Here is a 26,419-nt window from a genome sequence, read left to right as displayed (position 1 = left end):
CCCGGGGCGGTCAACACCCGCTGTGCCGCGGTCGGTTGACCGGCGGCGGCCTACTCCGTCGCGGCGGCCTCGAAGAGGACGTGCATCGCCCGCCGCAGCTCCGCCACATCCCGCACCGGCTCCGGGAAGTCGAAGCGCGCGTCGAAGGACCGCTGCTCGGCGTCCGTGAAGCGGACCCGCAGCCCGAAGCGGTCCAGACCCACCGGCACGGCCCGGTCGCGCAGCCCGCAGACCTCCCCGCGGTCGCCCAGCAGCGCGCACAGCCCGCGCACCTGCTCGCTGTGCGCCGCGTGCAGATGCTGCAGCAACTCCGCCTCGTGGGCGATCAGCGGATCGGGGGCGGCGTGGGCGAAGTCGTCGGGTTCGATGGGCTCGGCGCCCCACAGGTCGTCGACGGCGCCCTCGCCGACCTCCAGGCGCAGCATCATCCAGGCGGTCCGCCCGTACATGCCCGGTCCCGGGTCCGGCTGCAGCGCCTCGCCGATACCGAGCAGCTCGCCCACGGGGTGCCGCTCCGCGAGCAGCATCGCGGCCTCGGCGCGCTGCTCGTTGCGTACCGGGGTCAGCCAGCCGGCCACCCAGGCCCTTCCACGGATGCGATGGGGCACCGAAACCGGTGCGACGTCCGTGATCTCCATCACGGCGGTCAGATCGTCGTCCTGCGCGTGTGCGGCCGCCCGGGCCGCCGCACAGTCCCCAGGAACCAGCAACAGCACGTCTCCGTCGGGTGTCACCGTCCGGCAGACGGGAGCCGAGAGGCCGGTCTCGTCGGGGTCCTCGACGCCGGGGACGTTCAAAGACGCCATACCATGGGACTCGACGAGGGTTCGTACGCGCTCGGCGGCAGTGGGCTGCTGGGCGTCATCCATGGGACGCGGCTGACCCGCCTCGGTGCTCTGGGCACTGGGCAGGGGGATCCCAGGTCGAAACATGCGTTCTCCTCGCGCTAAGGTAAGCCTCACCTAACTTACACGGAGGTCCGTTCCACGTGAACCAGTCGCGTCCCAAGGTCAAGAAGTCCCGTGCGCTCGGCATCGCGCTGACGCCGAAGGCCGTCAAGTACTTCGAGGCCCGTCCCTACCCGCCCGGCGAGCACGGCCGTGGCCGCAAGCAGAGCAGTGACTACAAGGTCCGTCTGCTCGAGAAGCAGCGTCTGCGTGCGCAGTACGACATCAGCGAGCGCCAGATGGCGCGTGCCTACGACCGCGCTCGGAAGGTCGACCTCAAGACAGGCGAAGCGCTGATCATCGAGCTTGAGCGCCGTCTGGACGCGCTCGTTCTGCGGTCGGGTATCGCCCGCACGATTTACCAGGCCCGCCAGATGGTCGTCCACGGCCACATCGCGGTGAACGACCGCAAGGTCGACAAGCCGTCCTTCCGCGTCCGCCCCGGCGACGTCGTGATGGTCCGCGAGCGCAGCCGCGAGAAGCACCCCTTCCAGGTCGCGCGTGAGGGTGGCTACGCCCTCGACGGCGAGACCCCGCGCTACCTCGAGGTCAACCTGCCGGCTCTCGCGTTCCGCCTCGACCGGGACCCGAACCGCAAGGAGATCCCGGTGATCTGCGACGAGCAGCTCGTCGTCGAGTACTACGCCCGCTAAGCACCACAGTCGGCGCAGCACCACGCTCAGCCCGCCGTCTCCCCGCCGCTCACGGAGGGGGAGGCGGCGGGCTCGTTCGTAGGGGGCGGCGTGATCCGCACCGTACGGCGCTGCGCGGGTACCTGGCCGGCGGGCCGCAGGATGCGGGCCACCGTCGTATCCAGATCGAGCCGCCCGCCTGCCCGCAGACAGCGCTCGTACCGCTCGGCCCCCAGCCGCTCCCGTGCCTGCTCCTCGCACAGCGCGTGCGGCTGGTTGTAGTAGCGCGAGCCGAACAGCGGCAGCCCCACCGACGGCCAGATCCGCCCCGCGGCGCCCTGGAGCACCGCCGCCTCCTCCGCGTCGCCCTCGCCGAGCGTCACCAGCGCCAGCAGCTCGATCGCCAGCACCGCGCCCAGCAGATCGTGGAAGGTGTGGTCGATGGCCAGGCACTCCTCCAGTAGTGCACGGGCCCGCCCGCCGTCTCCGCGCGACCACGCCGCGAAGGCCAGCACGAACTGGGCGTACGCCAGCGTCCAGCGCTCGCCGTGGTCCTCGCACACCTCCAGCACGTCCTCGCACAGCCGGACCGCGTCCGCCAGCTGCCCCTGGAAGGCCACCGCCATCGCCAGCTCGACCTGCCCCATCAGCACATTGCTGTTGAGCTCGCCGATCTCCCGGTAGCGGATCAGCGCCCCGCGCAGCAGCTCCTCGGCGCGCGGCATGTCGTCACAGACCAGCGCCAGACAGCCGGTGCGGTGCAGCGCATAGGCGGCCGCGGTGGCGTTACCGGTCCGCTCGGCCTCCTCGCGGCACTCCTGCAGCGCTCCCAGCGCGCCGACGGTGTCACCCTGGAGCACCGCCACATAGCCGGCCACCCACAGTGCTTTCAGCCGCGCATCGTCATGGTCGCTCTCCAGCTCCAGCGCCCGGTCCAGCCAGTGCCGGCCCTCCGAGAGCCGGCCGCAGCCCACCCAGTAGAACCACAGCGTGCCCGCCAGGTACTGGCCCAGATGCGTATCGCCGGCGCTCTCCAGGCTCTGTTCCAGTGCCACCCGCAGATTGGGCAGCTCGGCCTCGATCCGCGCCGCGATCCCCGCCTGCCGGGAGCTGAACCAGTCCAGTTCGCACCAGGTGGCCAGCCCCAGGTACCAGTCACGGTGCCGGCGCCGCAGCCGGTCGCCGTCGTGCGTCGCGGCCAGCCAGCCCGCCCCGTAGGCCCGTACGGTGTCCAGCATCCGGTAGCGCACCCCGGCCGCGGTCTCCATGCGCATGAGTACCGACTGGGCGACCAACTCCGCGATGACGTCCAGGAGTTCATCGGCCGGCAGCTCCGGGCCCGAGCAGACGTATTCGGCCGCCTCCAGATCGAATTGCCCGGCGAAGACCGACAGCCGCGCCCACAGCAGCCGTTCCTCGGGCGTGCACAGCTCATGGCTCCAGCCGATCGCGGTACGCAGCGTCTGGTGGCGGGCCGGCGTGCCGCGGGCGTTGCCGGTCAGCAGCCGGAAGCGGTCGTCGAGCCGGTGCAGCACCTGGTCCACGGACAGTGCGCGCAGCCGGCCGGCGGCCAGTTCCAGCGCGAGCGGAATGCCGTCGAGGCGGTCGCAGAGCTCGGTGACCGCGGCCTCGTTGGACGGCTCCACGGCGAAGCCGGCGACGACGGACGCGGCGCGGTCGGCGAACAGCGCGGTGGCGTCGGCGGCGTTCATCGGCAACAGCGGCCGGACACTCTCGCCTGGGATCCCCAGCGGCCGCCGGCCGGCGGCCAGAACCCGCAGTGCGGGGGCGCGGCGCAGCAGCTCGGCGGTCAGGTCGGCGCAGGCGTCGACCAGGTGCTCATAGCCGTCCAGCACGAGCAGCAGTTCCCGCTCGGCCAGGTGGTCGCAGAGCGCGGCGCGCACCGGACGGCCGCTGTGGTCGGCCAGTGCCAGGGCCTCGGCAACGGCGTGGTCCAGCAGATGCGGCTCGCGCAGGGAGTCCAGGTCAACCAGCCACACCCCGTCGCAGAAGCGATCCTGCAAGATCGCTGCGCCCTGGCGGGCGAGACGTGATGTGCCGACCCCGCCAAGGCCGGTGAGGGTCACCAGACGGGCCGATTCCAGCTGCCGCACCAGCACGGCCAGTTCGTCGTCGCGGCCGATGAAGCGGTTGAGTTCCGCGGGAAGATTTCCCAGCCTTCCCGGCGTCCGTGGACGCTCGGGGGAGGGGCGGGAGGCGGGCCCGGGGCGCATGAAGCGTCGCATGGCACACGGAGCGTACTCGGCAGGATGCGGACCGTACAATCACCCCTTCCGATTCCCTTTGCGGCACAGGGAACGGGGTACGGACGGACAGTCACGGCGCGATAAGGTCGAGGCTGCCGTTCGAGCAGGACGAGACCAGACCAAACCAGTCGGAGAGTGGTGCCAACGTGTCCGGTGGAGAGGTGGCCGGGATCCTCGTGGCCGTCTTCTGGGCGATCCTCGTGTCGTTCCTCGCCCTCGTGCTGGTGAGGCTCGCGCAGACCCTCAAGGCGACCACCAAGATGGTGGCCGAGGTGTCCGAACAGGCCGTTCCGCTCCTCGCCGACGCCTCCGCGACCGTCCGCTCCGCGCACTCCCAGCTGGCCCGTGTCGACGCCATCGCCGCCGATGTCCAAGAGGTCACCGCCAACGCCTCCGCGCTCTCCTCGACCGTCTCCTCCGCCTTCGGCGGACCGCTGGTCAAGGTCGCCGCCTTCGGCTACGGCGTGCGCCGGGCGATCGGCAAGAAGGGCGCACCGGAGCCGGAGCGCACCGTCGTCGTCGGCCGTACCCTGCCCGGCGCCCGCCGTGGCGGGCGCCGCAACCGTCGCTCCAAGGACTGATCACAGCGATGTTCCGCCGCGCATTCTGGTTCACCACCGGCGCCGCCGCCGGGGTGTGGGCCACCAACAAGGTCCACCGCAAGCTGCGCAAGCTGCAGCCCGACAGCCTCGCCGCCCAGGCCGCGGACAAGGCCGTCGAGACCGGACACCGGCTGCGCCAATTTGCATTGGACGTACGCACCGGAATGGCGGACCGTGAAGAGCAGCTGCACGACGCCCTCGGTCTCGGCGAGCCGGACCAGGTGCGCGAGCTGCCCGCACCGCGCCGCGCGGTGCTCGAACCGCAGTACCGAACCACGAGAACAACCGGACCGAACGGTCTGACCGGACCGACTGGAAAAGAGGACCACTGATGGAGTCGGCTGAAATCCGCCGCCGCTGGCTGCGCTTCTTCGAGGAGCGCGGGCACACCGTCGTGCCGTCGGCGTCGCTCATCGCGGACGACCCGACCCTGCTGCTGGTCAACGCGGGCATGGTCCCCTTCAAGCCGTACTTCCTCGGCGAGGTCAAGCCGCCCGCCCCGCGCGCCACCAGCGTCCAGAAGTGCGTCCGTACGCCGGACATCGAAGAGGTCGGCAAGACCACCCGGCACGGCACGTTCTTCCAGATGTGCGGCAACTTCTCCTTCGGTGATTACTTCAAGGAAGGCGCCATCAAGTACGCCTGGGAGCTGCTGACCAGCTCGCAGGCCGATGGCGGCTACGCCCTCGACCCCGAGCGCCTCTGGATCACCGTCTACCTCGACGACGACGAGGCCGAGCGCATCTGGCGCGAGGTCGTCGGTGTGCCCGCCGAGCGCATCCAGCGGCTGGGCATGAAGGAGAACTACTGGTCCATGGGCGTCCCGGGCCCCTGCGGCCCGTGCTCCGAGATCAACTACGACCGCGGCCCGGAATTCGGCGTCGAGGGCGGCCCGGCCGTCAATGACGAGCGGTACGTGGAGATCTGGAACCTGGTCTTCATGCAGTACGAGCGGGGGGCGGGCACCAGCAAGGAGGACTTCGAGATCCTCGGCGAACTGCCCAGCAAGAACATCGACACCGGCCTCGGCCTCGAGCGCCTGGCGATGATCCTGCAGAACGTCCCGAACATGTACGAGACGGACACCCTGCGCGTCGTCATCGACAAGGCCACCGAGCTGACCGGCGTCCGCTACGGCGCCGCGCATGGCTCCGACGTCTCGCTCCGCGTCGTCGCCGACCACATCCGCACCGCCACGATGCTCATCGGCGACGGCGTCACCCCCGGCAACGAGGGCCGCGGCTACGTCCTGCGCCGCATCATGCGCCGCGCCATCCGCAACATGCGCCTGCTGGGCGCCACGGACCTGGTCGTCGCCGAGCTCCTCGACGTCGTCATCAAGACCATGGGCCAGCAGTACCCCGAGCTCCTGGAGGACCGCCGCCGCATCGAGACGGTCGCCCTCGCCGAGGAGGCCGCCTTCGTCAAGACGCTGAAGGCCGGCACCAACATCCTCGACACCGCCGTCACGGACACCAAGGCCACCGGCGGCACCGTCCTGGCCGGCGACAAGGCGTTCCTGCTCCACGACACCTGGGGCTTCCCGATCGACCTCACCCTCGAAATGGCCGCCGAGCAGGGCCTTTCGGTGGACGAGGACGGCTTCCGCCGCCTGATGAAGGAGCAGCGGGAGCGCGCCAAGGCCGACGCCCAGTCCAAGAAGAGCGGCCACGCCGACCTGTCCGCCTACCGCGAGGTCGCCGACAAGTCCGGTTCCACGGAGTTCACCGGCTACAGCGCCACCGAGGGCGAGTCCACGATCGTCGGCCTGCTGGTCAACGGCGTCCCGGCCCCCGCCGCCCATGAGGGCGACGAGGTCGAGGTCGTGTTGGACCGCACCCCCTTCTACGCCGAGGGTGGCGGCCAGCTCGCCGACACCGGCCGGATCAAGCTCGACTCCGGCGCCGTCGTCGAGGTCCGCGACGTCCAGCAGCCGGTGCCCGGCGTCACCGTCCACAAGGGCGTCGTCCAGGTCGGCGAGGTGGTGCTCGGCTCGGCCGCGTACGCCGCCATCGACGTCACCCGCCGGCGCGCCATCGCCCGTGCCCACAGCGCCACCCACCTCACCCACCAGGCGCTGCGCGACGCCCTCGGCCCGACCGCCGCCCAGGCCGGTTCGGAGAACTCCCCGGGCCGCTTCCGCTTCGACTTCGGCTCGCCGACCGCCGTACCGGGCTCGGTTCTCACCGACGTCGAGCAGAAGATCAACGATGTCCTCGCCCGTGAGCTCGATGTGCACGCCGAGGTCATGAGCATGGAGGACGCCAAGAAGCAGGGCGCCATCGCCGAGTTCGGTGAGAAGTACGGCGACCGGGTGCGCGTGGTGACCATCGGCGACTTCTCCAAGGAGCTGTGCGGCGGCACGCACGTCCACAACACCGCCCAGCTGGGTCTGGTGAAGCTGCTCGGCGAGTCCTCCATCGGCTCCGGCGTACGCCGCGTCGAGGCGCTGGTCGGCGTGGACGCCTACCGGTTCCTGGCCCGTGAGCACACCGTCGTCTCCCAGCTCACCGAGCTGGTCAAGGGGCGCCCGGAGGAGCTGCCGGAGAAGATCTCCGGTGTCCTGGCCAAGCTGAAGGACGCCGAGAAGGAGATCGAGAAGTTCCGCGCCGAGAAGGTGCTCCAGGCCGCCGCCGGGCTGGCCGCGGGCGCCAAGGACGTACGCGGTGTGGCGTTCGTCGCCGGCCAGGTCCCGGACGGCACCTCCGCCGACGACCTGCGCAAGCTGGTGCTGGACGTACGCGGCCGGATCCAGGGTGACCGTGCCGCCGTCGTGGCCCTCTTCACGGCCACCAACGGGCGGCCGGTGACGGTCATCGCCACCAACGAGGCCGCCCGCGAGCGCGGTATCAAGGCCGGTGACCTGGTCCGTACGGCCGCCAAGACGCTCGGTGGCGGTGGCGGCGGCAAGCCGGACGTCGCCCAGGGCGGCGGCCAGAACGCCGCCGCGGTGCCCGAGGCCATCGAGGCCGTGGAGCGCCTCGTGGCCGAGGTGGCCTGAGCCGCGTGAGAGATATGCGACGCGGCAGACGCATCGCCGTGGATGTCGGGGACGCCCGCATCGGGGTCGCCTCGTGCGACCCCGACGGGGTCCTCGCCACCCCCGTGGAGACCGTGCCGGGACGTGACGTTCCGTCAGCGCACCGCCGGCTCAAGGCGATCGTCGACGAGTACGAGCCGCTCGAGGTCGTGGTCGGTCTGCCCCGCTCCCTCAGTGGGGGAGAGGGGCCGGCCGCGGCCAAGGTCCGGGCCTTCGCCCAGGAGCTGGCCAAGAACATCGCTCCCGTAGGGGTCCGGCTGGTTGACGAGCGGATGTCGACGGTCACCGCGACCCAGGGGCTGCGGGCCTCCGGAGTCAGGAGCAAGAAGGGCCGCTCGGTGGTCGACCAGGCGGCGGCGGTGGTCATCCTGCAGAGCGCCCTGGAGACCGAACGTGTCTCCGGGGAACCCCCGGGCGAGAGCGTCGAAGTGGTCATCTGATCGCGATACGGTAACGTTCCGCGCGATGTGGCGGCGGTTCGAACAGCCGCACGTGCAAGTAGAGGCGGATTCGTACAGCAAGCGCGCTGCCAGGCCGGGGCGCACCGCCTCTCGGCTCTAGGGGATCGATGACCGAGTATGGCCGGGGCTACGGCTCCGAACCGTGGAATCCCGAGGACCCGCTCTACGGAGACCAGGGTTCGTACGGACGCCAGGCGCAGCAGTCCCAGTGGGACGGACAGCAGTCCGCCCCGCATCCCCAGCAGCAGGGCGACCCTTACTCCCAGCAGCAGTACAACGGGGGGTGGGACGGCACGCAGGGCGGACAGCTGCCGTACGACCCGTACGACCCCTACGGCCAGCAGCCCCCGGTCGATCCGTACAGCGGGGCGAGCCCGGACTACTACGCCACCCCGGACGCCTACCCGCCGCCGCAGCCCCAGCATCTGCGCCAGCAGGCGCCGCCACAGCAGCAACAGCAGTACCAGCAGGCGCCGCACCCGCAGCAGCAGAGCCCGCACCCTCCGCAACACACGGACCCGGCGTACGACGACGGTCCGGGCGTCGGCGACGACTGGCGGGCCGACCCGGACCCGCGCGAGCCGGAGCCGGAGCACTCCTTCTTCGTGGGCGACGACGATGACGACGACCGTGATGACCGCGACCCGCGCGAACAGCGCCGGGCCGGCCGCGAGCGCCGCGGCAAGAAGAACAAACGCCGCAGCGGCACCGCCTGCCTGATCGTCACCCTGGTCTTCGCCGGAGCCGTGGGCGCGGTCGGCTATTTCGGCTACGACTTCTTCATGAGCCACTTCGGATCGGCCCCCGACTACGAGGGTGAGGGATCCGGCGAGGTCCAGGTCGACATTCCGGACGGTTCACCGATCTCGGAAATGGGCCTGATCCTCAAGCGCGAGGGTGTCGTCAAGAGCGCCGACGCGTTCACTGAGGCGGTGGGCGATAAACAGATGCAGGCGGGTACGTACACACTCCGCAAGCAGATGTCGGCCGCCGCCGCCGTCGAGCTGATGCTGGACCCCAAGAGCCGTAACGGCCTCACGATCCGTGAAGGGCTGCGGGCCGGCGCCGTCTACACGCTCATCGACAAAAAGCTCCACCTCAAGGCGGGCACGACCAAGGGCATCGCCGAGAGCCAGGCCAAGAATCTCGGGCTGCCCTCGTGGGCCGACGACTCCTCGAGCATCAAGGACCCGCTGGAGGGATTCCTCTACCCGTCGACCTACAGCGTCGGCGACAACGCGAAGCCGGCGGCGGTCCTGAAGCAGATGGTGGCGCGGGCCAACCAGGTCTACGAGAAGTACGACCTGGAGGCGAACGCCCGGAAGCTCGGTCTGGATTCGCCGTTGCAGCTGCTCACCGTCGCCAGCCTCACGCAGGCCGAGGGCAAGTACAAGCATGACTTCGTGAAGGTCGCGCGCGTCGTCTACAACCGTCTCAAGCCGAACAACACCGAGACATACGGTCTGCTCGACTTCGACTCGACGGTGAATTACGCCAAGTCCCAGAGCACCTTGGACACCGGATCCGTCGACAAGCTGCGGAATTTCAACGACCGGTACAACACCTACAAGTTCAAGGGCCTGCCGCCCGGACCGATCGGTAACCCGGGCGAGGTCGCGCTCAAGTCGGCCATCGACCCGGCCAAGGGCAACTGGTACTACTTCGTCTCGATCAATCCGGAAAAGACGCTGTTCGCCGAGACGAACGAAGAGCACGAGCGAAACCGCCGCATTTACGAAAAGGAACACGAGAAAGCCAAGCAATGAGCCCCACACGTCAAGCTGCGGTTCTCGGCTCCCCGATCGCCCATTCGCTCTCCCCGGTACTGCATCGCGCCGCCTACGCGGAATTGGGCCTGAGCGACTGGTCGTACGACCGCTTCGAAGTCGATGAGGCGGCGCTGCCCGGGTTCCTGGAGAAGCTCGGCCCGCAGTGGGCGGGGCTGTCCCTGACCATGCCGCTCAAGCGGGCGGTGATCCCGCTGCTCGACGAGATCAGCGCCACCGCGGCCTCGGTCGAGGCGGTGAACACCGTCGTGTTCACGGCGGACGGCCGCCGTCTCGGCGACAACACCGACATCCCGGGCATGCTCGCCGCGCTGCGCGAGCGCGGGGTGGAGCAGGTCGAGCGGGCGTCGATCCTGGGCGCCGGCGCCACCGCCTCCTCGGCGCTCGCCGCGCTCTCCCGTATCTGCACCGGCGAGGTGACCGCCTACGTCCGCAGCGACGCGCGCGCCGACGAGATGCGCGGCTGGGGCGAGCGGCTCGGGATCACCGTCCGCACCGCCGCCTGGGAGGACGCCGCCGCGGCCTTCGAGGCCCCGCTGACCGTGGCCACCACCCCGGCGGGCACCACCGACGCGCTGGCCGCCGCCGTCCCCGACCGGCCCGGCACGCTCTTCGACGTCCTCTACGAGCCCTGGCCGACGGCGCTGGCCGGCGCCTGGGCCGACCGCGGCGGCGCGGTGGTCGGCGGCCTCGACCTGCTGGTCCACCAGGCCGTCCTCCAGGTGGAGCAGATGACGGGACGCTCGCCGGCGCCGCTGGCCGCGATGCGCAAGGCCGGCGAGGCGGCGCTCGCGGCCCGCTGATCCGCCGGACCGGCCCCGGGCCCCCGCGCCCGGTCCGCACCCTGGACTGGGCGCCGCCCCTCCCGCGCGACGTGGGAGGATCAGGGGGAGACCGTACGCGGATGAGCAGTACATGAGGAGCACCGTTGAGCAGGTTGCGCTGGCTGACGGCGGGGGAGTCGCACGGCCCCGCACTCGTGGCGACGCTGGAGGGCCTTCCGGCCGGGGTCCCGATCACCACCGAGATGGTGGCGGACGCGCTGGCCAGGCGCCGGCTCGGCTATGGCCGCGGTGCCCGGATGAAGTTCGAGCAGGACGAGGTCACGTTCCTGGGTGGGGTGCGGCACGGCCTGTCGCTGGGCTCGCCGGTGGCCGTGATGGTCGGCAACACCGAGTGGCCCAAGTGGGAGCAGGTGATGGCGGCCGACCCGGTGGACCCCGAGGAGCTGGCCGCGCTGGCCCGTAACGCGCCGCTGACCCGCCCCCGCCCCGGCCACGCCGACCTCGCCGGGATGCAGAAGTACGGCTTCGACGAGGCCCGCCCGATCCTGGAGCGCGCCTCCGCCCGCGAGACCGCCGCCCGGGTCGCCCTCGGCGCGATCGCCCGCTCCTTCCTCAAGGAGACGGCCGGCATCGAGATCGTCTCGCACGTCGTCGAGCTGGCCGCGGCCAAGGCCCCGTACGGCGTCTACCCCAAGCCGTCGGACGTGGCGAAGCTGGACGCGGACCCGGTGCGCTGCCTGGACGCGGACGCGAGCAAGGCGATGGTCGCCGAGATCGACCAGGCCCACAAGGACGGCGACACCCTCGGCGGTGTGGTTGAGGTGCTGGCCTACGGCGTGCCGGTGGGCCTCGGCTCGCACGTCCACTGGGACCGGCGTCTGGACGCCCGGCTGGCCGCCGCCCTCATGGGCATCCAGGCCATCAAGGGCGTCGAGGTCGGTGACGGCTTCGATCTGGCGCGGGTGCCGGGCTCGAAGGCGCATGACGAGATCGTGGCCACGGACGAGGGCATCAAGCGCACCTCCGGCCGCTCCGGTGGCACCGAGGGCGGGCTGACGACCGGTGAGCTGCTGCGGGTGCGGGCGGCGATGAAGCCGATCGCGACGGTGCCGCGGGCGCTGGCGACCATCGATGTGAGCACGGGTGAGGCGGCCAAGGCGCACCACCAGCGTTCGGACGTCTGCGCCGTGCCGGCCGCCGGGATCGTCGCCGAGGCGATGGTGGCCCTCGTGCTCGCGGACGCGGTGGTGGAGAAGTTCGGCGGCGACAGCGTGCCGGAGACCCGTCGCAATGTGCAGGGCTTCCTCGACAACCTGGCGATCACATGACATCCCCGGTCGTCGTACTGATCGGCCCGCCCGGTGCCGGTAAGTCCACGGTGGGCGCGCTGCTGGCCGAGCGGCTGGGCGTCGGCTACCGCGACACCGACGCCGATATCGTCGGCACGGCCGGCCGGCCGATCGCCGAGATCTTCATCGACGAGGGCGAGCCGCACTTCCGCGAGCTGGAGCGGGCGGCCGTGCGCGACGCGCTGGACAGCCACCCGGGCGTGCTCTCGCTCGGCGGCGGCGCGATCCTGGACGACGGTACCCGCAAGCTGCTGACCGGGCTGCCGGTGATCTTCCTGGACGTCCAACTCGCCGACGCCGTCAAGCGGGTGGGCCTCGACGCGCCCCGCCCTCTGCTCGCCGTCAACCCGCGTAAGCAGTGGCGCGAGCTGATGGAACGGCGCCGTCCGCTGTACACCGAGGTCGCGCGCGCCGTGATCGACACGGGGGAGCGCTCCCCCGGGCAGGTCGTCGACGCGATCCTGGACGCTTTGGAGCTACGGCAGGCCGCGGGAGACGCCCCGCAGGCCGCCAACAGGGAGGAACAGGCATGACGGAGCAGGCCACCCGTATCCAGGTCGGCGGCACGGCGGGCACCGACCCGTACGAGGTGCTCGTCGGGCGGCAGCTGCTCGGTGAACTCCCGGGCCTGATCGGCGACAGTGTCAAGCGGGTTGCGGTGCTGCACCCTGAGGCGCTGGCCGCCACCGGCGAGGCGTTGCGCGAGGACCTCGCCTCCCAGGGCTACGAAGCCATCGCCATCCAGCTGCCGAACGCCGAGGAGTCCAAGACCGTCGAGGTCGCGGCGTACTGCTGGAAGGCGCTGGGACAGTCCGGCTTCACCCGCAGCGATGTGATCGTCGGCGTCGGCGGCGGCGCCACCACCGACCTGGCCGGCTTCGTCGCCGCGACCTGGCTGCGCGGGGTGCGCTGGATCGCGGTGCCGACGACGGTCCTGGGCATGGTGGACGCGGCGGTCGGCGGCAAGACCGGCATCAACACCGCCGAGGGCAAGAACCTCGTCGGCGCCTTCCACCCGCCGGCCGGTGTGCTCTGCGACCTGGCCGCGCTCGACTCGCTGCCGGTCCACGACTACGTCTCCGGCCTGGCCGAGGTCATCAAGGCCGGCTTCATCGCCGACCCGGCGATCCTCGAACTGATCGAGTCCGACCCGGAGGCCGCCAAGCGCCCGGACGGCGCGCACACCGCCGAGCTGATCGAGCGGGCGATCCGGGTCAAGGCCGAGGTGGTCTCCGCGGACCTCAAGGAGTCCGGTCTGCGCGAGATCCTCAACTACGGCCACACCCTGGCGCACGCCATCGAGAAGAACGAGCGCTACAACTGGCGGCACGGCGCTGCCGTCTCCGTCGGCATGGTCTTCGCCGCCGAACTCGGCCGGATCGCCGGGCGCCTGGACGACGCCACCGCCGACCGGCACCGCTCCGTCCTTGCGTCCGTCGGGCTGCCGCTGACCTACCGCGGCGACCAGTGGCCCAAGCTGCTGGAGACGATGAAGGTCGACAAGAAGTCCCGCGGCGACCGGCTGCGCTTCATCGTCCTGGACGGCCTCGCCAAGCCGACCGTCCTGGAAGGCCCGGACCCGGCGATGCTGCTCGCCGCCCACGCGGAGATCGCGACGTGAGCGAGCGTAGCGAGCGAACAATGGAGCGGTGCGTGCCCGGCGAATGCCGGGCCGAGCGAAGCGAGGTTTGCGCATGAGCGGCAGGACCCGGCGGGTGCTCGTCCTCAACGGTCCCAACCTCGGCCGGCTGGGCTCCCGCGAGCCCGATGTCTACGGCGCCACCTCCTACGCCGGACTGGTCGAGGAGTGCACCCGGCTCGGCAAGGAGCTGGGCTTCGAGGCCGAGGTCCGGGAGACCAACGACGAGGGGGAGATGATCCGCTGGCTGCACGAGGCCGCCGACGGATCCATTCCGGTCGTCATCAACCCCGGTGCGTTCACGCACTATTCGTACGGCATGCGGGACGCGGCCGCCCAGCGCACCGCCCCGCTCATCGAGGTACACATCTCGAACCCGTACGCGCGCGAGGAGTTCCGCCACAATTCGGTCATCGCGGCGGTCGCCAGCGGTACGGTCGCCGGATTCGGTATCGGCTCGTACCGCCTCGCGCTCCGCGCGCTGGCCGAGGAGCTGAACGACTGACGCGCCCTCGGGCACCCGATCCCGCCCCCGGTCGTTCATGCATCGAGCGCCGGGGGCCGGGAACATCTCCCTGCCGTGGCGGGGAAGGTACCGTTCGCTCCAGCATCACCCACGCCGATGGCCGTGGGGCACAACGGCCCCTCGGGGCCGGTGGGTTACCGCACGACGCACCGGGCAGCCCGGCCCGGCGCCGCGCACGCACCACGTCGACCGCACGAGACGGAGAGCCACCGGATGCAGTACGCAGTGGGGGCTCCGCTGCCGCCGCCCCGCGGGCAGGCATCAGGACCCGGGGCCGCGATGAACTGGACGCCCAACCCGGGACGGCCCACCCCGCCCACCTCGCCGCCGACCCCCTCGGCCCCGCCCCCGCCGGCTCCGGCCGCCCCGCCGCCGCCCGCGCAGCAGCCCGCCCCCGGGCAGGGCTGGCCCGGACCCACGCCGCGACAGGCCCCGCCCACCCCGCACAGCACCGACATCACCGGCCATGTCCAGCTGCCGCCGGGCGCACCGGTGGCGCTGCCCAGCCCGCCCACCGACACCGCCGCACCGGACGCCGCGCAGGCGGCCGTCGCGGTGCTGCTGATCGGCCCGGCCGGCGCCGGCAAGACCAGCGTCGCCCGCCACTGGGCCGACACGCGCCGGGTGCCGACCGCGCACATCAGCCTCGACGACGTCCGCGAATGGGTCCGTTCCGGCTTCGCCGACCCGCAGTCCGGCTGGAACGACCACTCCGAGGCGCAGTACCGCCTCGCCCGCCGGACCTGCGGCTTCGCGGCCCGTAACTTCCTCGCCAACGGCATCTCCTGCATCCTCGACGACGCCGTCTTCCCGGACCGGCCGGTCGTCGGCCTCGGCGGCTGGAAGCGGCACGTGGGCCCCGGCCTGCTGCCGATCGTGCTGCTGCCCGGTCTGGAGATCGTCCTGGAGCGCAACGCCCGGCGCACCGGCAACCGCCGGCTGTCCGACGAAGAGGTGGCCAGGATCCACGGGCGGATGGCCGGCTGGTACGGCTCGGGACTGCCGATCATCGACAACTCCCAGCACGATGTCGCCACGACGGTGCGGGTGCTGGACGACGTCGTCGCCCGCAGCATCGCCAGCCCGCCCGCCTGGTAGCCCCGGGCGTACGCCGGTCCCCCGGGCGGCGGCGCTCGACCGGCCGCCTCGGGGGAGCCGCCGTACGCTCGTGATATGTCCGAGTTGTACGCGGCCCGACGCACGCGGCTGCGCGACCGCTGCGCCGCAACCGGAAGTGCCGCCGCCCTGATCTCGCGCCCCGCGAACGTCCGCTACCTCGCCGGCTGTGCGCCGCCGGGCGCCGCGCTGCTGCTGGGCCCGTCCGACGATGTGCTGCTGTGTGCCCGACCGCTGAGCGGTGATCCGTCCGAGGGGCGGCCGGTCGACGACGTACGGGTGTCGGTGCTGCCCACCCGCGGCGGCGACCCGGTCGTGGCCGGCGCCGATCTGGCCGCCAAAGCCGGCGCGGACACCCTGGCCGTCGAGGAACACCACCTCACCGTCACCCGCCACCGGGCGCTCTCCCAGGTCGCCCCGCGGCTGCGGCTGACCGATCTGGCCTGCGCGGTCGAGGCACAGCGCCTGGTCAAGGACGACGACGAGATCGCCTGTCTGCGGATCGCCGCCGAGATCTCCGACCAGGCCCTGGGCGAGCTGCTGGAATCGATCCTGGTCGGCCGCACCGAGCGGCATCTCGCCCTCGAACTGGAGCGCCGTCTGGTCGATCACGGCGCGGACGGCCCGGCCTTCCCCACCTCCGTCGCGACCGGCCCGAACTCCGGCCGCCTCGGGCATCTGCCCACCGACCGGAGGGTCGAGGAGGGCGACTTCCTCAGCGTCGGCCTGGGCGCGAATTACCGCGGCTACCGCTGCGAGATCGGCCGCACCTTCGTCATCGGCACCACGCCCTCGGACTGGCAGATCGAGCTGTACGATCTCGTTTTCGCAGCCCAGCGGGCCGGGCGCGAGGCGCTCGCGCCGGGTGTGGAGTGCCGCGAGGTGGACCGGGTGACCCGTCATATGCTGGATGCTGCGGGGTACGGAGAGCGCCTCGGACCGTGGACCGGGCACGGTGTGGGACTCGAAATCGACGAGGACCCTCAATTGTCGCCTGCCGCCATGGGTAAACTGGACGCTTGCGTGCCGGTCACCGTCGAGCCGGGGGTTCACATCCCGGGCCGTGGGGGTGTCCGGATCGACGACACACTCGTCGTCCGCCCAGAGGCGGACGGCGGGCCCGAGCTACTCACGATCACGACCAAGGAGCTGCTCGCACTCTGAGCCGTAGCGGTTCGGTGTGCACCTCTCCCGGGTCCCACCACCTGCAGTCCAGGAGATTCCGCAACCGTGGCATCCACGAACGACCTCAAGAACGGCATGGTGCTCAAGCTCGAAGGCGGCCAGCTCTGGTCCGTCGTCGAGTTCCAGCACGTCAAGCCCGGCAAGGGCCCGGCCTTTGTCCGCACCAAGCTCAAGAACGTGCTGTCCGGCAAGGTGGTGGACAAGACCTTCAACGCCGGCGTGAAGGTCGAGACGGCCACCGTCGACAAGCGCGGAATGCAGTTCTCGTACATGGACGGCGACTACTTCGTCTTCATGGACATGGACACCTACGACCAGCTGCACGTCGACCGCAAGGCTGTCGGCGACGCCGCCAACTTCCTCATCGAGGGCTTCGAGGCCGTCGTGGCGCAGCACGAGGGCGAGGTGCTCTACGTCGAGCTGCCGGCCGCCGTCGAGCTCGTCGTCCAGGAGACCGAGCCGGGTGTCCAGGGTGACCGCTCCACCGGTGGCACCAAGCCGGCGACGCTGGAGACGGGCCACCAGATCCAGGTCCCGCTCTTCATCACCACCGGCGAGAAGATCAAGGTCGACACCCGCACGAGCGACTACCTCGGCCGGGTGAACAGCTAACCGTGGCTGCCCGCAGCAAGGCCCGTAAGCGCGCCTTCCAGATCCTCTTCGAGGCCGATCAGCGCGGTGCCGACGTGCAGTCCGTGCTCGCGGACTGGATGCGTCACGCCCGGACCGACTCCCGGCAGCCGCCGGTGAACGAGTACACCCTGCAGCTGGTCGAGGGGTACGCGGACCATGTCGCCCGTATCGACGAGCTGATCTCCACGTACGCGGTCGACTGGGACCTGGACCGGATGCCGGCGGCCGACCGCAGCATCCTGCGGCTCGGTGCCTACGAACTGCTCTGGGTGGACGACACGCCGGACGCGGTGGCGATCGACGAAGCGGTGCAGCTCGCCAAGGAGTTCTCCACGGACGACTCGCCCTCCTTCGTCAACGGCCTCCTCGGCCGGCTCAAGGAGCTGAAGCCGAGCCTGCGGCGCGAGGCGTAGCAGGCGGTCGGCAGAGCGGACGGCAGGGCCCGGAGCGGTGGGTTACGCTCCGGGCCCTTCGCATGCCCGCACAGCGCCGCTCAGGGCCGTCCCAGGTACCTCTGGGACCCCAGGCGCACCGCACCCGGTGCACTGCGCGCGGGGGGCGTACGCCGGTCACGCAAAACCGCCGCCCCGGAGAGCCCGGAGCGGCGGTACGTTTCTGCAGGTGGTGCGCGAAAGCTTTAGAGCTCGTCGTGCTGCACGGCGCGGCGCGCGTCGGCGTCCAGCACGCCCCAGCTGATCAGCTGCTCGGTCAGCACCGAGGGCGACTGGTCGTAGATGACCGCCAGGGTGCGCAGGTCGTCCTGGCGGATCGACAGCACCTTGCCGTTGTAGTCACCGCGCTGGCTCTGGATCGTGGCGGCATAGCGCTGCAGCGGGCCGGCCTTCTCCTGCGGGACATGGGCGAGGCGCTCCAGGTCGAGCACCAGCTTCGGCGGCGGCTCGGCCGCTCCGCCCGGCGTCGTGCCCGGCAGCAGTTCCTGCACCGGAACGCCGTAGAAGTCCGCCAGCTCGGCGAGGCGCTGCACGGTCACGGCACGGTCGCCGCGCTCGTACGAACCCACCACCACGGCCTTCCAACGACCCTGGGACTTCTCCTCGACGCCGTGGAGGGAGAGGCCCTGCTGGGTACGGATGGCGCGGAGTTTGGCCCCGAGCTGTTTGGCGTATTCGCTGGACATGAAACTCCCCAGACGGCTGTATCGACATGCGGCTCCGCCGCGGGCTGGTAACTCACTGTGAGGTTACGCAGCGTAATCTGACTTCGTCAAGCGGAATGGGCCAGACCATCACCCGTCAGGGGTGCGGACCGGCCCTGGAGGGGGTCCTGGTAACCTGACTGCGTAATTTCGACGTCCTTTAAGATCCGTCCCGTGAGGCGGAGAAGGAGGTCCGTTTCGTATGGACGCAAACAGTTCTGAGGCGGGAGTTCGGCTCCCCGCGCGCCCGGTGCTCGAAGGCCCGGACATCGCGCGGATGCTCACCCGTATCGCCCACGAAATCGTCGAGCGCGCCAAGGGCGCGGACGATGTGGTGCTGCTGGGGATTCCGACCCGCGGCGTGTTCCTCGCCCGGCGGCTGGCCGCCAAGCTCGAGGAGATCACCGGCCGTACGGTCCCGGTCGGCTCGCTCGACATCACGATGTACCGCGACGACCTGCGCCTGGGCCCGGCCCGCACGCTCGCCCGCACGGACATCCCCGGCGACGGCATCGAGGGCCGGCTGGTCCTGCTCGTCGACGACGTCCTCTTCTCCGGGCGCACGATCCGCGCCGCGCTCGATGCGCTGGGCGACATCGGACGGCCGCGCGCCGTACAGCTCGCGGTCCTGGTCGACCGCGGCCACCGCGAGCTGCCGATCCGCGCCGACTACGTAGGCAAGAACCTCCCCACGTCGCTGAGGGAGACGGTCAAGGTCCAGCTCACCGAGGAGGACGGCCGGGACGCCGTGCTGCTCGGTGTCAAAGAGACCGCCCCGGCCGGCGAGCGTTAGCGCACCGCGTACGGACCCGGTGACCCCGGGCCCGCAGGCATGCCCGCTCAACGGACATTCCCGTACACCTCCTTCACTCACGGAGAAAACCGGATGAAGCGTCACCTCATCTCGGCCGCCGACCTCACGCGCGACGACGCCGTTCTGATCCTCGACACCGCCGAGGAGATGGCCCGGGTCGCGGACCGGCCGATCAAGAAGCTCCCCACCCTGCGCGGACGCACCGTCGTCAACCTCTTCTTCGAGGACTCGACCCGCACCCGTATCTCGTTCGAAGCCGCGGCCAAACGGCTGTCCGCCGACGTCATCAACTTCTCCGCCAAGGGCTCGTCGGTCTCCAAGGGCGAGTCGCTCAAGGACACCGCCCTCACCCTGGAGGCGATGGGCGCGGACGCCGTCGTCATCCGGCACCACGACTCCGGCGCCCCGCACCGCCTGGCCACCTCCGGCTGGATCGGCGGCTCCGTGGTCAACGCCGGTGACGGCACCCACGAGCACCCCACCCAGGCGCTGCTCGACGCCTTCACCATGCGCCGCCGCCTCGTCGGCGTCGACGCGGGCCTGGGCCACGACCTCTCCGGCCGCCGGATCACCATCGTCGGCGACATCCTGCACAGCCGCGTGGCCCGCTCCAACGTCCATCTGCTGCACACCCTCGGCGCCGAGGTCACCCTGGTCGCGCCGCCGACGCTGGTGCCGATCGGTGTGGAGCGGTGGCCCTGCGAGGTCTCCTACGACCTGGACGCGGTGCTCGCCAAGTCCGACGCGGTGATGATGCTGCGCGTCCAGCGCGAGCGGATGAACGCCGCGTTCTTCCCGACCGAGCGCGAGTACGCGCGGCGCTACGGCCTCGACGGCGACCGCATGGCCCGGATGCCGGAGCACGCGATCGTGATGCACCCCGGTCCGATGAACCGCGGTATGGAGATCACCGCCGAGGTCGCCGACTCGCCGCGCTGCACCGCCGTCGAACAGGTCGCCAACGGTGTCAGCATCCGTATGGCGGTCCTCTATCTGCTTCTGGGCGGCAACGAGCCCGCCGTGACCGCCGGCAACGGCACCAGCACACGCACCGAGGAGAGCAAGTAACCATGGGCAAGATCCTTATTCGCGGCGCGAAGATCCTCGGTGGCGAGCCGCAGGACGTGCTGATCACGGACGAGACCATCACCGCCGTCGGCACCGACCTGACCGTCTCCAGCGCCGAGGGCGCCCAGGTCATCGAGGCGGACGGCAAGATCCTGCTGCCGGGCCTGGTGGACCTGCACACCCACCTGCGCGAGCCGGGCCGCGAGGACTCCGAGACCGTGCTGACCGGCACCAAGGCCGCCGCCGTCGGTGGCTTCACCGCCGTCCACGCCATGGCCAACACCTTCCCCGTCGCCGACACCGCGGGCGTCGTCGAGCAGGTCTGGCGGCTGGGCAAGGAGTCCGGCTACTGCGACGTCCAGCCGGTCGGTGCGGTCACCGTCGGCCTGGAGGGCAAGAAGCTCGCCGAGCTCGGCGCGATGCACGACTCCGCGGCCGGTGTGCGGGTCTTCTCCGACGACGGCAAGTGCGTGGACGACGCCGTCATCATGCGGCGCGCCCTGGAGTACGTGAAGGCCTTCGACGGTGTCGTCGCCCAGCACGCCCAGGAGCCCCGGCTCACCGAAGGCGCCCAGATGAACGAGGGCATCGTCTCCGCCGAGCTGGGCCTGGGCGGCTGGCCCGCGGTCGCTGAAGAGTCGATCATCGCCCGCGATGTGCTGCTCGCCGCGCACGTCGGCTCCCGGGTGCACATCTGCCATCTGTCGACGGCCGGCTCGGTCGAGATCGTCCGCTGGGCCAAGTCCAAGGGCTGGAACGTCACCGCCGAGGTCACCCCGCACCACCTCCTGCTCACCGACGAGCTCGTCCGCTCGTACAACCCCGTCTACAAGGTGAACCCGCCGCTGCGCACCGAGGCCGACGTCATGGCGCTGCGCGAGGCGCTCGCCGACGGCACCATCGACTGCGTCGCCACCGACCACGCCCCGCACCCGCACGAGGACAAGGACTGCGAGTGGGGCGCCGCGGCCATGGGCATGGTCGGCCTGGAGACCGCGCTCTCCGTCGTCCAGCACACGATGGTCGACAGCGGACTGCTGGACTGGGCCGGCGTCGCCGACCGGATGTCCTTCCGCCCGGCGCACATCGGCCGCCTCGAAGGCCACGGCCGTCCCGTCTCGGCCGGTGAGCCGGCCAACCTCACGCTGCTCGATTCCGCTTACCGTGGAGAGGTGGACCCCGCGCACTTCGCCTCCCGCAGCCGCAACACCCCCTACGAGGGCCGTGAGCTGCCGGGACGCGTCACCCACACCTTCCTGCGGGGCCGGGCAACGGTCGTCGACGGGAAGCTGGCGTGACACCTTCACTTATCCCCCTGGCCGCGGCGCAGAAGTCCGCCGAGGTCACCAACTGGCCCGGACGCATCGCCTGGGTCGTCGGCCTGCTGGTCTTCGTGGTCTTCGTCTACTGGCTGATGCGCGAGGGCTGGAAGTGGCGCGGCACGCTCCAGGGTGATCTGCCCGAGCTGCCGGCCGCACCCGCCGACCCGGGCAAGCCGCCGCTGGCCCACCCGTCGCCCGCCACCACCCCGACCGGAGGCGGCAAGCCGCCGCTGCTCACATTGAGCGGCCGCTACCACGGCTCGACCACCGCCGGGCAGTGGCTCGACCGGATCGTCGCGCGCGGCCTGGGCACCCGCAGCCGCGCCGAGCTGACCCTGACCGAGCAGGGCCTGGACGTCGTACGGCCGGGCGCGGCGGACTTCTTCGTACCGGTCACCGCACTGCGTGGCGCCCGTCTCGACAAGGGCATCGCCGGCAAGGTCCTGACCGAGGGCGGCCTGCTGATCGTCACCTGGGAGCACGGGGACAAGCAGATCGACTCCGGCTTCCGCTCCGACCGGGCGGGTGAGCACCCGGCCTGGGTCGAGGCCATCAACCAGCTCAGCACCACCAGCACCACCGAGCACACCACCAGCACCACCGAGCACACCGAAACGGAAGGCGCACGATGACGACCTCCACCAGGGGGACCGCCAAGATCCCCGCCGTACTCGTCCTGGAGGACGGCCGCACCTTCCGCGGCCGTGCCTACGGGGCCGTGGGGGAGACCTTCGGCGAAGCGGTGTTCTCCACCGGCATGACCGGCTACCAGGAGACGCTGACCGACCCCTCGTACCACCGCCAGGTCGTCATCATGACCGCCCCGCACATCGGCAACACCGGTGTGAACGACGAGGACTCCGAATCGCAGCGGATCTGGGTCGCCGGCTATGTCGTCCGCGACCCCGCCCGCATCCCGTCCAACTGGCGCTCGGTGCGCTCCCTGGACGACGAGCTGGTCGCCCAGGGCGTCATCGGCATCAGCGGCGTCGACACCCGTGCGCTCACCCGCCATCTGCGCGAGCGCGGTGCCATGCGGGTCGGCATCTTCTCCGGCGAGGCGCTGCCCGACGCGGGGGTGATGCTGGCCAAGGTGCGCCAGGCCCCCGAGATGCAGGGCGCGGACCTGTCCACCCAGGTCGCCACCAAGGAGTCCTACGTCGTCCCGGCGATCGGTACGAAGAAGTTCACCGTCGCCGCGATCGACCTGGGCATCAAGGGCATGACCCCGCACCGCATGGCCGAGCGCGGCATCGAGGTGCACGTCCTGCCCGCCACCGCCACCGTCGAGGACGTCTACGCGGTCGAACCGGACGGCGTGTTCTTCTCCAACGGCCCAGGCGACCCGGCCACCGCCGACCACCCGGTCTCCGTCATGCGCGGCGTCCTGGAGCGCAAGACGCCGCTCTTCGGCATCTGCTTCGGCAACCAGATCCTGGGCCGCGCGCTGGGCTTTGGCACGTACAAGCTCAAGTACGGCCACCGCGGCATCAACCAGCCGGTGCAGGACCGTACGACCGGCAAGGTCGAGGTCACCGCGCACAACCACGGTTTTGCCGTTGACGCCCCCCTGGATGGGGCCTCCGACACCCCCTTCGGCCGCGCCGAGGTCTCCCACGTCTGCCTGAACGACAACGTGGTGGAGGGCCTGCACCTCCTCGACCAGCCGGCCTTCAGCGTCCAGTACCACCCTGAGGCGGCCGCGGGCCCGCACGACGCCGCGTACCTCTTCGACCGCTTCGTTTCCCTGATGGAGGGCCAGCGTGCCTAAGCGCACCGATATCCAGTCCGTCCTGGTCATCGGCTCCGGCCCGATCGTCATCGGCCAGGCCGCCGAGTTCGACTACTCCGGAACCCAGGCCTGCCGGGTCCTCAAGTCCGAGGGCCTGCGCGTCATCCTGGTGAACTCCAACCCGGCGACGATCATGACCGACCCGGAGATCGCCGACGCCACCTACGTCGAGCCGATCACCCCGGAGTTCGTCGAGAAGATCATCGCCAAGGAGCGCCCCGACGCGCTGCTGCCCACCCTGGGCGGCCAGACCGCGCTGAACACCGCGATCTCCATGCATGAGCAGGGTGTGCTGGAGAAGTACGGTGTCGAGCTGATCGGCGCCAACGTCGAGGCGATCAACAAGGGCGAGGACCGCGACCTGTTCAAGGAGGTCGTGCAGGCCGTCCACGCCAAGATCGGCCACGGCGAGTCCGCCCGCTCGGTCATCTGCCACTCCATGGACGACGTCCTGCGGGGTGTCGACGAACTCGGCGGCTACCCCGTCGTCGTCCGCCCCTCCTTCACCATGGGCGGCGCCGGCTCCGGCTTCGCGCACGACGAGGAGGAGCTGCGCCGGATCGCCGGCCAGGGCCTGACCCTCTCGCCGACCACCGAGGTGCTCCTGGAGGAGTCCATCCTCGGCTGGAAGGAGTACGAGCTGGAGCTGATGCGCGACAAGAACGACAACGTCGTGGTCGTCTGCTCCATCGAGAACTTCGACCCGATGGGCGTGCACACCGGTGACTCGATCACCGTCGCGCCGGCGATGACGCTCACCGACCGCGAGTACCAGATCCTGCGCGACATCGGCATCGCCGTGATCCGCGAGGTGGGTGTGGACACCGGCGGCTGCAACATCCAGTTCGCGGTCAACCCCGAGGACGGCCGGGTCATCGTCATCGAGATGAACCCGCGCGTCTCGCGCTCCTCCGCCCTCGCCTCCAAGGCCACGGGCTTCCCGATCGCGAAGATCGCCGCCCGTCTCGCCGTCGGCTACACCCTCGACGAGATCCCCAACGACATCACCGAGAAGACCCCGGCCTCCTTCGAGCCGACCCTCGACTATGTCGTCGTCAAGGTGCCGCGGTTCGCCTTCGAGAAGTTCCCGGCCGCCGACGCCACCCTCACCACCACCATGAAGTCGGTCGGCGAGGCCATGGCCATCGGCCGCAACTTCCCCGAGGCGCTCAACAAGGCGCTGCGCTCCCTGGAGAAGAAGGGCAGCCAGTTCGACTTCGTGACCGCCCCCGGCGCGAAGGCGGAGCTGCTGGAGCTCGCCCAGGTCCCGACCGACGGCCGGATCAACACGGTCATGGCGGCGATCCGGGCCGGCGCCACCCCGCAGGAGGTCTTCGACGCCACGAAGATCGACCCGTGGTTCGTCGACCAGCTCTTCCTCGTCAAGGAGATCGCGGACGAGATCGCCGCGGCCGACAAGCTCGACCCGGAGATCCTTGCGGACGCAAAGCGCTACGGCTTCTCCGACGTCCAGATCGCCGCGATCCGCGGTCTGCGCGAGGACGTCGTCCGCGAGGTCCGGCACGCCCTCGGTGTCCGCCCGGTCTACAAGACCGTCGACACCTGCGCCGCCGAGTTCGCCGCGAACACGCCGTACTTCTACTCCTCCTACGACGAGGAGACCGAGGTCGCGCCGCGCGAGAAGCCCGCCGTGATCATCCTCGGCTCCGGCCCCAACCGCATCGGCCAGGGCATCGAGTTCGACTACTCCTGCGTCCACGCCTCGTTCGCGCTCAGCGACGCCGGCTACGAGACCGTGATGGTCAACTGCAACCCGGAGACCGTCTCCACCGACTACGACACCTCCGACCGGCTCTACTTCGAGCCGCTCACCCTGGAGGACGTGCTGGAGATCGTGCACGCCGAGACCCAGGCGGGCCCGGTCGCCGGTGTCATCGTCCAGCTCGGCGGGCAGACCCCGCTGGGCCTGGCGCAGGCGCTCAAGGACAACGGCGTGCCGATCGTCGGCACCTCGCCCGAGGCGATCGACCTCGCCGAGGAGCGCGGCGCGTTCGGCCGGGTGCTGACCGAGGCCGGGCTGCCGGCTCCCAAGTACGGCACCGCCTTCTCCTTCGACGAGGCCAAGAAGATCGCCGCCGAGATCGGCTTCCCGGTCATGGTCCGCCCGTCCTACGTGCTCGGCGGCCGCGGCATGGAGATCGTCTACGACGAGCCGTCGCTGGGCGAGTACCTCACCCGCCACGCCGGCCTGATCGACAAGCACCCGGTCCTCATCGACCGCTTCCTCGACGACGCCATCGAGATCGACGTCGACGCGCTCTACGACGGCCACGAGCTCTACCTCGGCGGCGTCATGGAGCACATCGAGGAGGCCGGCATCCACTCCGGCGACTCCGCCTGTGCGCTGCCCCCGATCACCCTCGGCGGCTTCGACATCAAGCGGCTGCGGGCCTCCACCGAGGCCATCGCCAAGGGCGTCGGCGTCCGCGGCCTGATCAACATCCAGTTCGCGATGGCCGGGGACATCCTCTACGTCCTGGAGGCCAACCCGCGCGCCTCCCGTACGGTCCCCTTCACCTCGAAGGCCACCGCGGTGCCGCTGGCGAAGGCCGCCGCCCGGATCTCGCTGGGCGCCACCATCGCCGAGCTGCGCGCCGAGGGCATGCTGCCCAGGGTCGGCGACGGCGGCACGCTGCCGCTGGACGCGCCGATCTCCGTCAAGGAAGCCGTCATGCCCTGGTCGCGGTTCCGTGACGCCTCGGGCCGCGGCGTGGACACCGTCCTGGGCCCGGAGATGCGCTCCACCGGCGAGGTCATGGGCATCGACTCGGTCTTCGGCACCGCCTACGCCAAGTCCCAGTCCGGCGCCTACGGGGCGCTGCCCACCAAGGGCCGCGCGTTCGTCTCCGTCGCCAACCGCGACAAGCGCTCGATGATCTTCCCGGCGCGTGAACTGGTCGCCCACGGCTTCGAGTTGCTCGCCACCTCCGGTACGGCCGAGGTGCTGCGCCGCAACGGCATCAAGGCCACCGTCGTGCGCAAGCAGTCCGAGGGCGAGGGCCCGAACGGCGAGAAGACCATCGTCCAGCTCATCCACGACGGCCAGGTCGACCTGATCGTCAACACCCCCTACGGCACCGGCGGCCGGCTGGACGGCTATGACATCCGTACCGCCTCCGTCGCCCGCGGCATCCCCTGCCTGACCACGGTCCAGGCGCTGGCCGCCGCCGTACAGGGCATCGAGGCGATGTCCCGCGGCGATGTCGGCGTGCGTTCCCTCCAGGAACACGCCGAACATCTCACCGCGGCCCGCGAGGAGTAGGGCCCACGAGGGGGA

General features: G+C 70.7%; 24 protein-coding genes. 21 read left to right on the top strand and 3 right to left on the bottom strand.

Annotated elements, in window-relative coordinates; all coding sequences use genetic code 11:
• Nucleotides 1–50: 50 nt before the first annotated feature.
• Complete coding sequence (locus KI385_RS09545) at nucleotides 51–806, bottom strand: DUF2470 domain-containing protein (RefSeq protein ID WP_238577636.1); 756 nt, start codon at nucleotides 804–806, stop codon at nucleotides 51–53.
• Nucleotides 807–988: 182 nt separating this feature from the next.
• Between KI385_RS09545 and rpsD the strand changes: the two genes are divergently transcribed.
• Complete coding sequence (rpsD, locus tag KI385_RS09540; protein ID WP_238571765.1) at nucleotides 989–1,600, top strand: 30S ribosomal protein S4; 612 nt, start codon at nucleotides 989–991, stop codon at nucleotides 1,598–1,600.
• Between the two features lie 26 nt (nucleotides 1,601–1,626).
• Here the strand turns inward: rpsD and KI385_RS09535 are convergent, their stop codons facing one another.
• Nucleotides 1,627–3,825, bottom strand: a complete 2,199-nt coding sequence (locus KI385_RS09535) for an ATP-binding protein (protein WP_425356893.1) — start codon at nucleotides 3,823–3,825, stop codon at nucleotides 1,627–1,629.
• A gap of 167 nt (nucleotides 3,826–3,992) precedes the next feature.
• Between KI385_RS09535 and KI385_RS09530 the strand changes: the two genes are divergently transcribed.
• The 14 genes from KI385_RS09530 to nusB all read left to right on the top strand — a co-directional run bounded on the left by KI385_RS09530 (nucleotide 3,993) and on the right by nusB (nucleotide 17,382).
• Nucleotides 3,993–4,427: a DUF948 domain-containing protein gene (locus KI385_RS09530; protein WP_238571764.1), complete on the top strand. Its 435-nt coding sequence runs from the start codon at nucleotides 3,993–3,995 to the stop codon at nucleotides 4,425–4,427.
• Between the two features lie 8 nt (nucleotides 4,428–4,435).
• Complete coding sequence (locus KI385_RS09525; RefSeq protein ID WP_128509490.1) at nucleotides 4,436–4,780, top strand: DUF6167 family protein; 345 nt, start codon at nucleotides 4,436–4,438, stop codon at nucleotides 4,778–4,780.
• Complete coding sequence (gene alaS / locus KI385_RS09520; RefSeq protein ID WP_238571763.1) at nucleotides 4,780–7,449, top strand: alanine--tRNA ligase; 2,670 nt, start codon at nucleotides 4,780–4,782, stop codon at nucleotides 7,447–7,449. Before KI385_RS09525 ends, alaS begins: the two co-directional genes overlap by 1 nt.
• 14 nt (nucleotides 7,450–7,463) lie before the next feature.
• On the top strand, nucleotides 7,464–7,928 hold the full coding sequence (ruvX, locus tag KI385_RS09515) for a Holliday junction resolvase RuvX (RefSeq protein ID WP_128509498.1): 465 nt from the start codon (nucleotides 7,464–7,466) through the stop codon (nucleotides 7,926–7,928).
• Between the two features lie 128 nt (nucleotides 7,929–8,056).
• Entirely contained in the window at nucleotides 8,057–9,715 is a 1,659-nt protein-coding gene (gene mltG / locus KI385_RS09510) for an endolytic transglycosylase MltG (RefSeq protein ID WP_238571762.1), read from the top strand.
• Nucleotides 9,712–10,539, top strand: a complete 828-nt coding sequence (locus KI385_RS09505) for a shikimate dehydrogenase (RefSeq protein WP_238571761.1) — start codon at nucleotides 9,712–9,714, stop codon at nucleotides 10,537–10,539. Before mltG ends, KI385_RS09505 begins: the two co-directional genes overlap by 4 nt.
• A 125-nt stretch (nucleotides 10,540–10,664) precedes the next feature.
• The gene (gene aroC / locus KI385_RS09500; protein WP_128509486.1) at nucleotides 10,665–11,849 is read left to right on the top strand and encodes a chorismate synthase; all 1,185 of its coding nucleotides are present in this window, start codon (nucleotides 10,665–10,667) and stop codon (nucleotides 11,847–11,849) included.
• Entirely contained in the window at nucleotides 11,846–12,403 is a 558-nt protein-coding gene (locus KI385_RS09495) for a shikimate kinase (protein WP_238571760.1), read from the top strand. The genes aroC and KI385_RS09495 overlap by 4 nt, the downstream gene beginning before the upstream one ends.
• Nucleotides 12,400–13,491 (top strand): 3-dehydroquinate synthase, encoded by a 1,092-nt coding sequence (gene aroB, locus KI385_RS09490; protein WP_238571759.1) that lies wholly within the window; start codon nucleotides 12,400–12,402, stop codon nucleotides 13,489–13,491. Before KI385_RS09495 ends, aroB begins: the two co-directional genes overlap by 4 nt.
• A gap of 73 nt (nucleotides 13,492–13,564) precedes the next feature.
• A complete protein-coding gene (gene aroQ, locus KI385_RS09485) occupies nucleotides 13,565–14,014 on the top strand; it encodes a type II 3-dehydroquinate dehydratase (protein ID WP_238571758.1) in 450 nt (149 codons plus the stop codon).
• Nucleotides 14,015–14,248: 234 nt separating this feature from the next.
• Nucleotides 14,249–15,133, top strand: coding sequence for a Pro-rich N-terminal domain-containing protein (locus KI385_RS09480; protein ID WP_238571757.1), 885 nt, complete (start codon nucleotides 14,249–14,251; stop codon nucleotides 15,131–15,133).
• A 75-nt stretch (nucleotides 15,134–15,208) separates the two neighbouring features.
• Nucleotides 15,209–16,315, top strand: coding sequence for an aminopeptidase P family protein (locus KI385_RS09475; protein WP_128509137.1), 1,107 nt, complete (start codon nucleotides 15,209–15,211; stop codon nucleotides 16,313–16,315).
• 66 nt (nucleotides 16,316–16,381) lie between these two features.
• Nucleotides 16,382–16,948, top strand: coding sequence for an elongation factor P (gene efp / locus KI385_RS09470; protein ID WP_030412004.1), 567 nt, complete (start codon nucleotides 16,382–16,384; stop codon nucleotides 16,946–16,948).
• A gap of 2 nt (nucleotides 16,949–16,950) precedes the next feature.
• Nucleotides 16,951–17,382 (top strand): transcription antitermination factor NusB, encoded by a 432-nt coding sequence (gene nusB, locus KI385_RS09465; protein WP_238571756.1) that lies wholly within the window; start codon nucleotides 16,951–16,953, stop codon nucleotides 17,380–17,382.
• Between the two features lie 224 nt (nucleotides 17,383–17,606).
• On the opposite strand, the gene bldD is transcribed toward nusB, so the two are convergent.
• Nucleotides 17,607–18,107: a transcriptional regulator BldD gene (gene bldD / locus KI385_RS09460; RefSeq protein ID WP_093482219.1), complete on the bottom strand. Its 501-nt coding sequence runs from the start codon at nucleotides 18,105–18,107 to the stop codon at nucleotides 17,607–17,609.
• 220 nt (nucleotides 18,108–18,327) lie between these two features.
• On the opposite strand from bldD, the gene pyrR reads away from it, so the two are divergent.
• From pyrR to carB, 6 genes are all read left to right on the top strand, one after another.
• Nucleotides 18,328–18,918, top strand: coding sequence for a bifunctional pyr operon transcriptional regulator/uracil phosphoribosyltransferase PyrR (gene pyrR, locus KI385_RS09455; protein WP_238571755.1), 591 nt, complete (start codon nucleotides 18,328–18,330; stop codon nucleotides 18,916–18,918).
• Nucleotides 18,919–19,011: 93 nt separating this feature from the next.
• A complete protein-coding gene (locus KI385_RS09450; protein ID WP_238571754.1) occupies nucleotides 19,012–20,007 on the top strand; it encodes an aspartate carbamoyltransferase catalytic subunit in 996 nt (331 codons plus the stop codon).
• Nucleotides 20,008–20,009: 2 nt separating this feature from the next.
• Entirely contained in the window at nucleotides 20,010–21,305 is a 1,296-nt protein-coding gene (locus KI385_RS09445) for a dihydroorotase (RefSeq protein WP_238571753.1), read from the top strand.
• Nucleotides 21,302–21,961 (top strand): PH-like domain-containing protein, encoded by a 660-nt coding sequence (locus KI385_RS09440; protein ID WP_238571752.1) that lies wholly within the window; start codon nucleotides 21,302–21,304, stop codon nucleotides 21,959–21,961. The genes KI385_RS09445 and KI385_RS09440 overlap by 4 nt, the downstream gene beginning before the upstream one ends.
• Nucleotides 21,958–23,100: a glutamine-hydrolyzing carbamoyl-phosphate synthase small subunit gene (gene carA / locus KI385_RS09435; RefSeq protein ID WP_238571751.1), complete on the top strand. Its 1,143-nt coding sequence runs from the start codon at nucleotides 21,958–21,960 to the stop codon at nucleotides 23,098–23,100. Before KI385_RS09440 ends, carA begins: the two co-directional genes overlap by 4 nt.
• Nucleotides 23,093–26,404 (top strand): carbamoyl-phosphate synthase large subunit, encoded by a 3,312-nt coding sequence (gene carB / locus KI385_RS09430; RefSeq protein ID WP_238571750.1) that lies wholly within the window; start codon nucleotides 23,093–23,095, stop codon nucleotides 26,402–26,404. Before carA ends, carB begins: the two co-directional genes overlap by 8 nt.
• Nucleotides 26,405–26,419 lie beyond the last annotated feature (15 nt).

It is taken from the genome of Streptomyces inhibens, from assembly GCF_022221585.1.
Taxonomy (GTDB): domain Bacteria; phylum Actinomycetota; class Actinomycetes; order Streptomycetales; family Streptomycetaceae; genus Streptomyces; species Streptomyces inhibens.
This window is presented reverse-complemented; position numbering and strand designations above follow the sequence as displayed.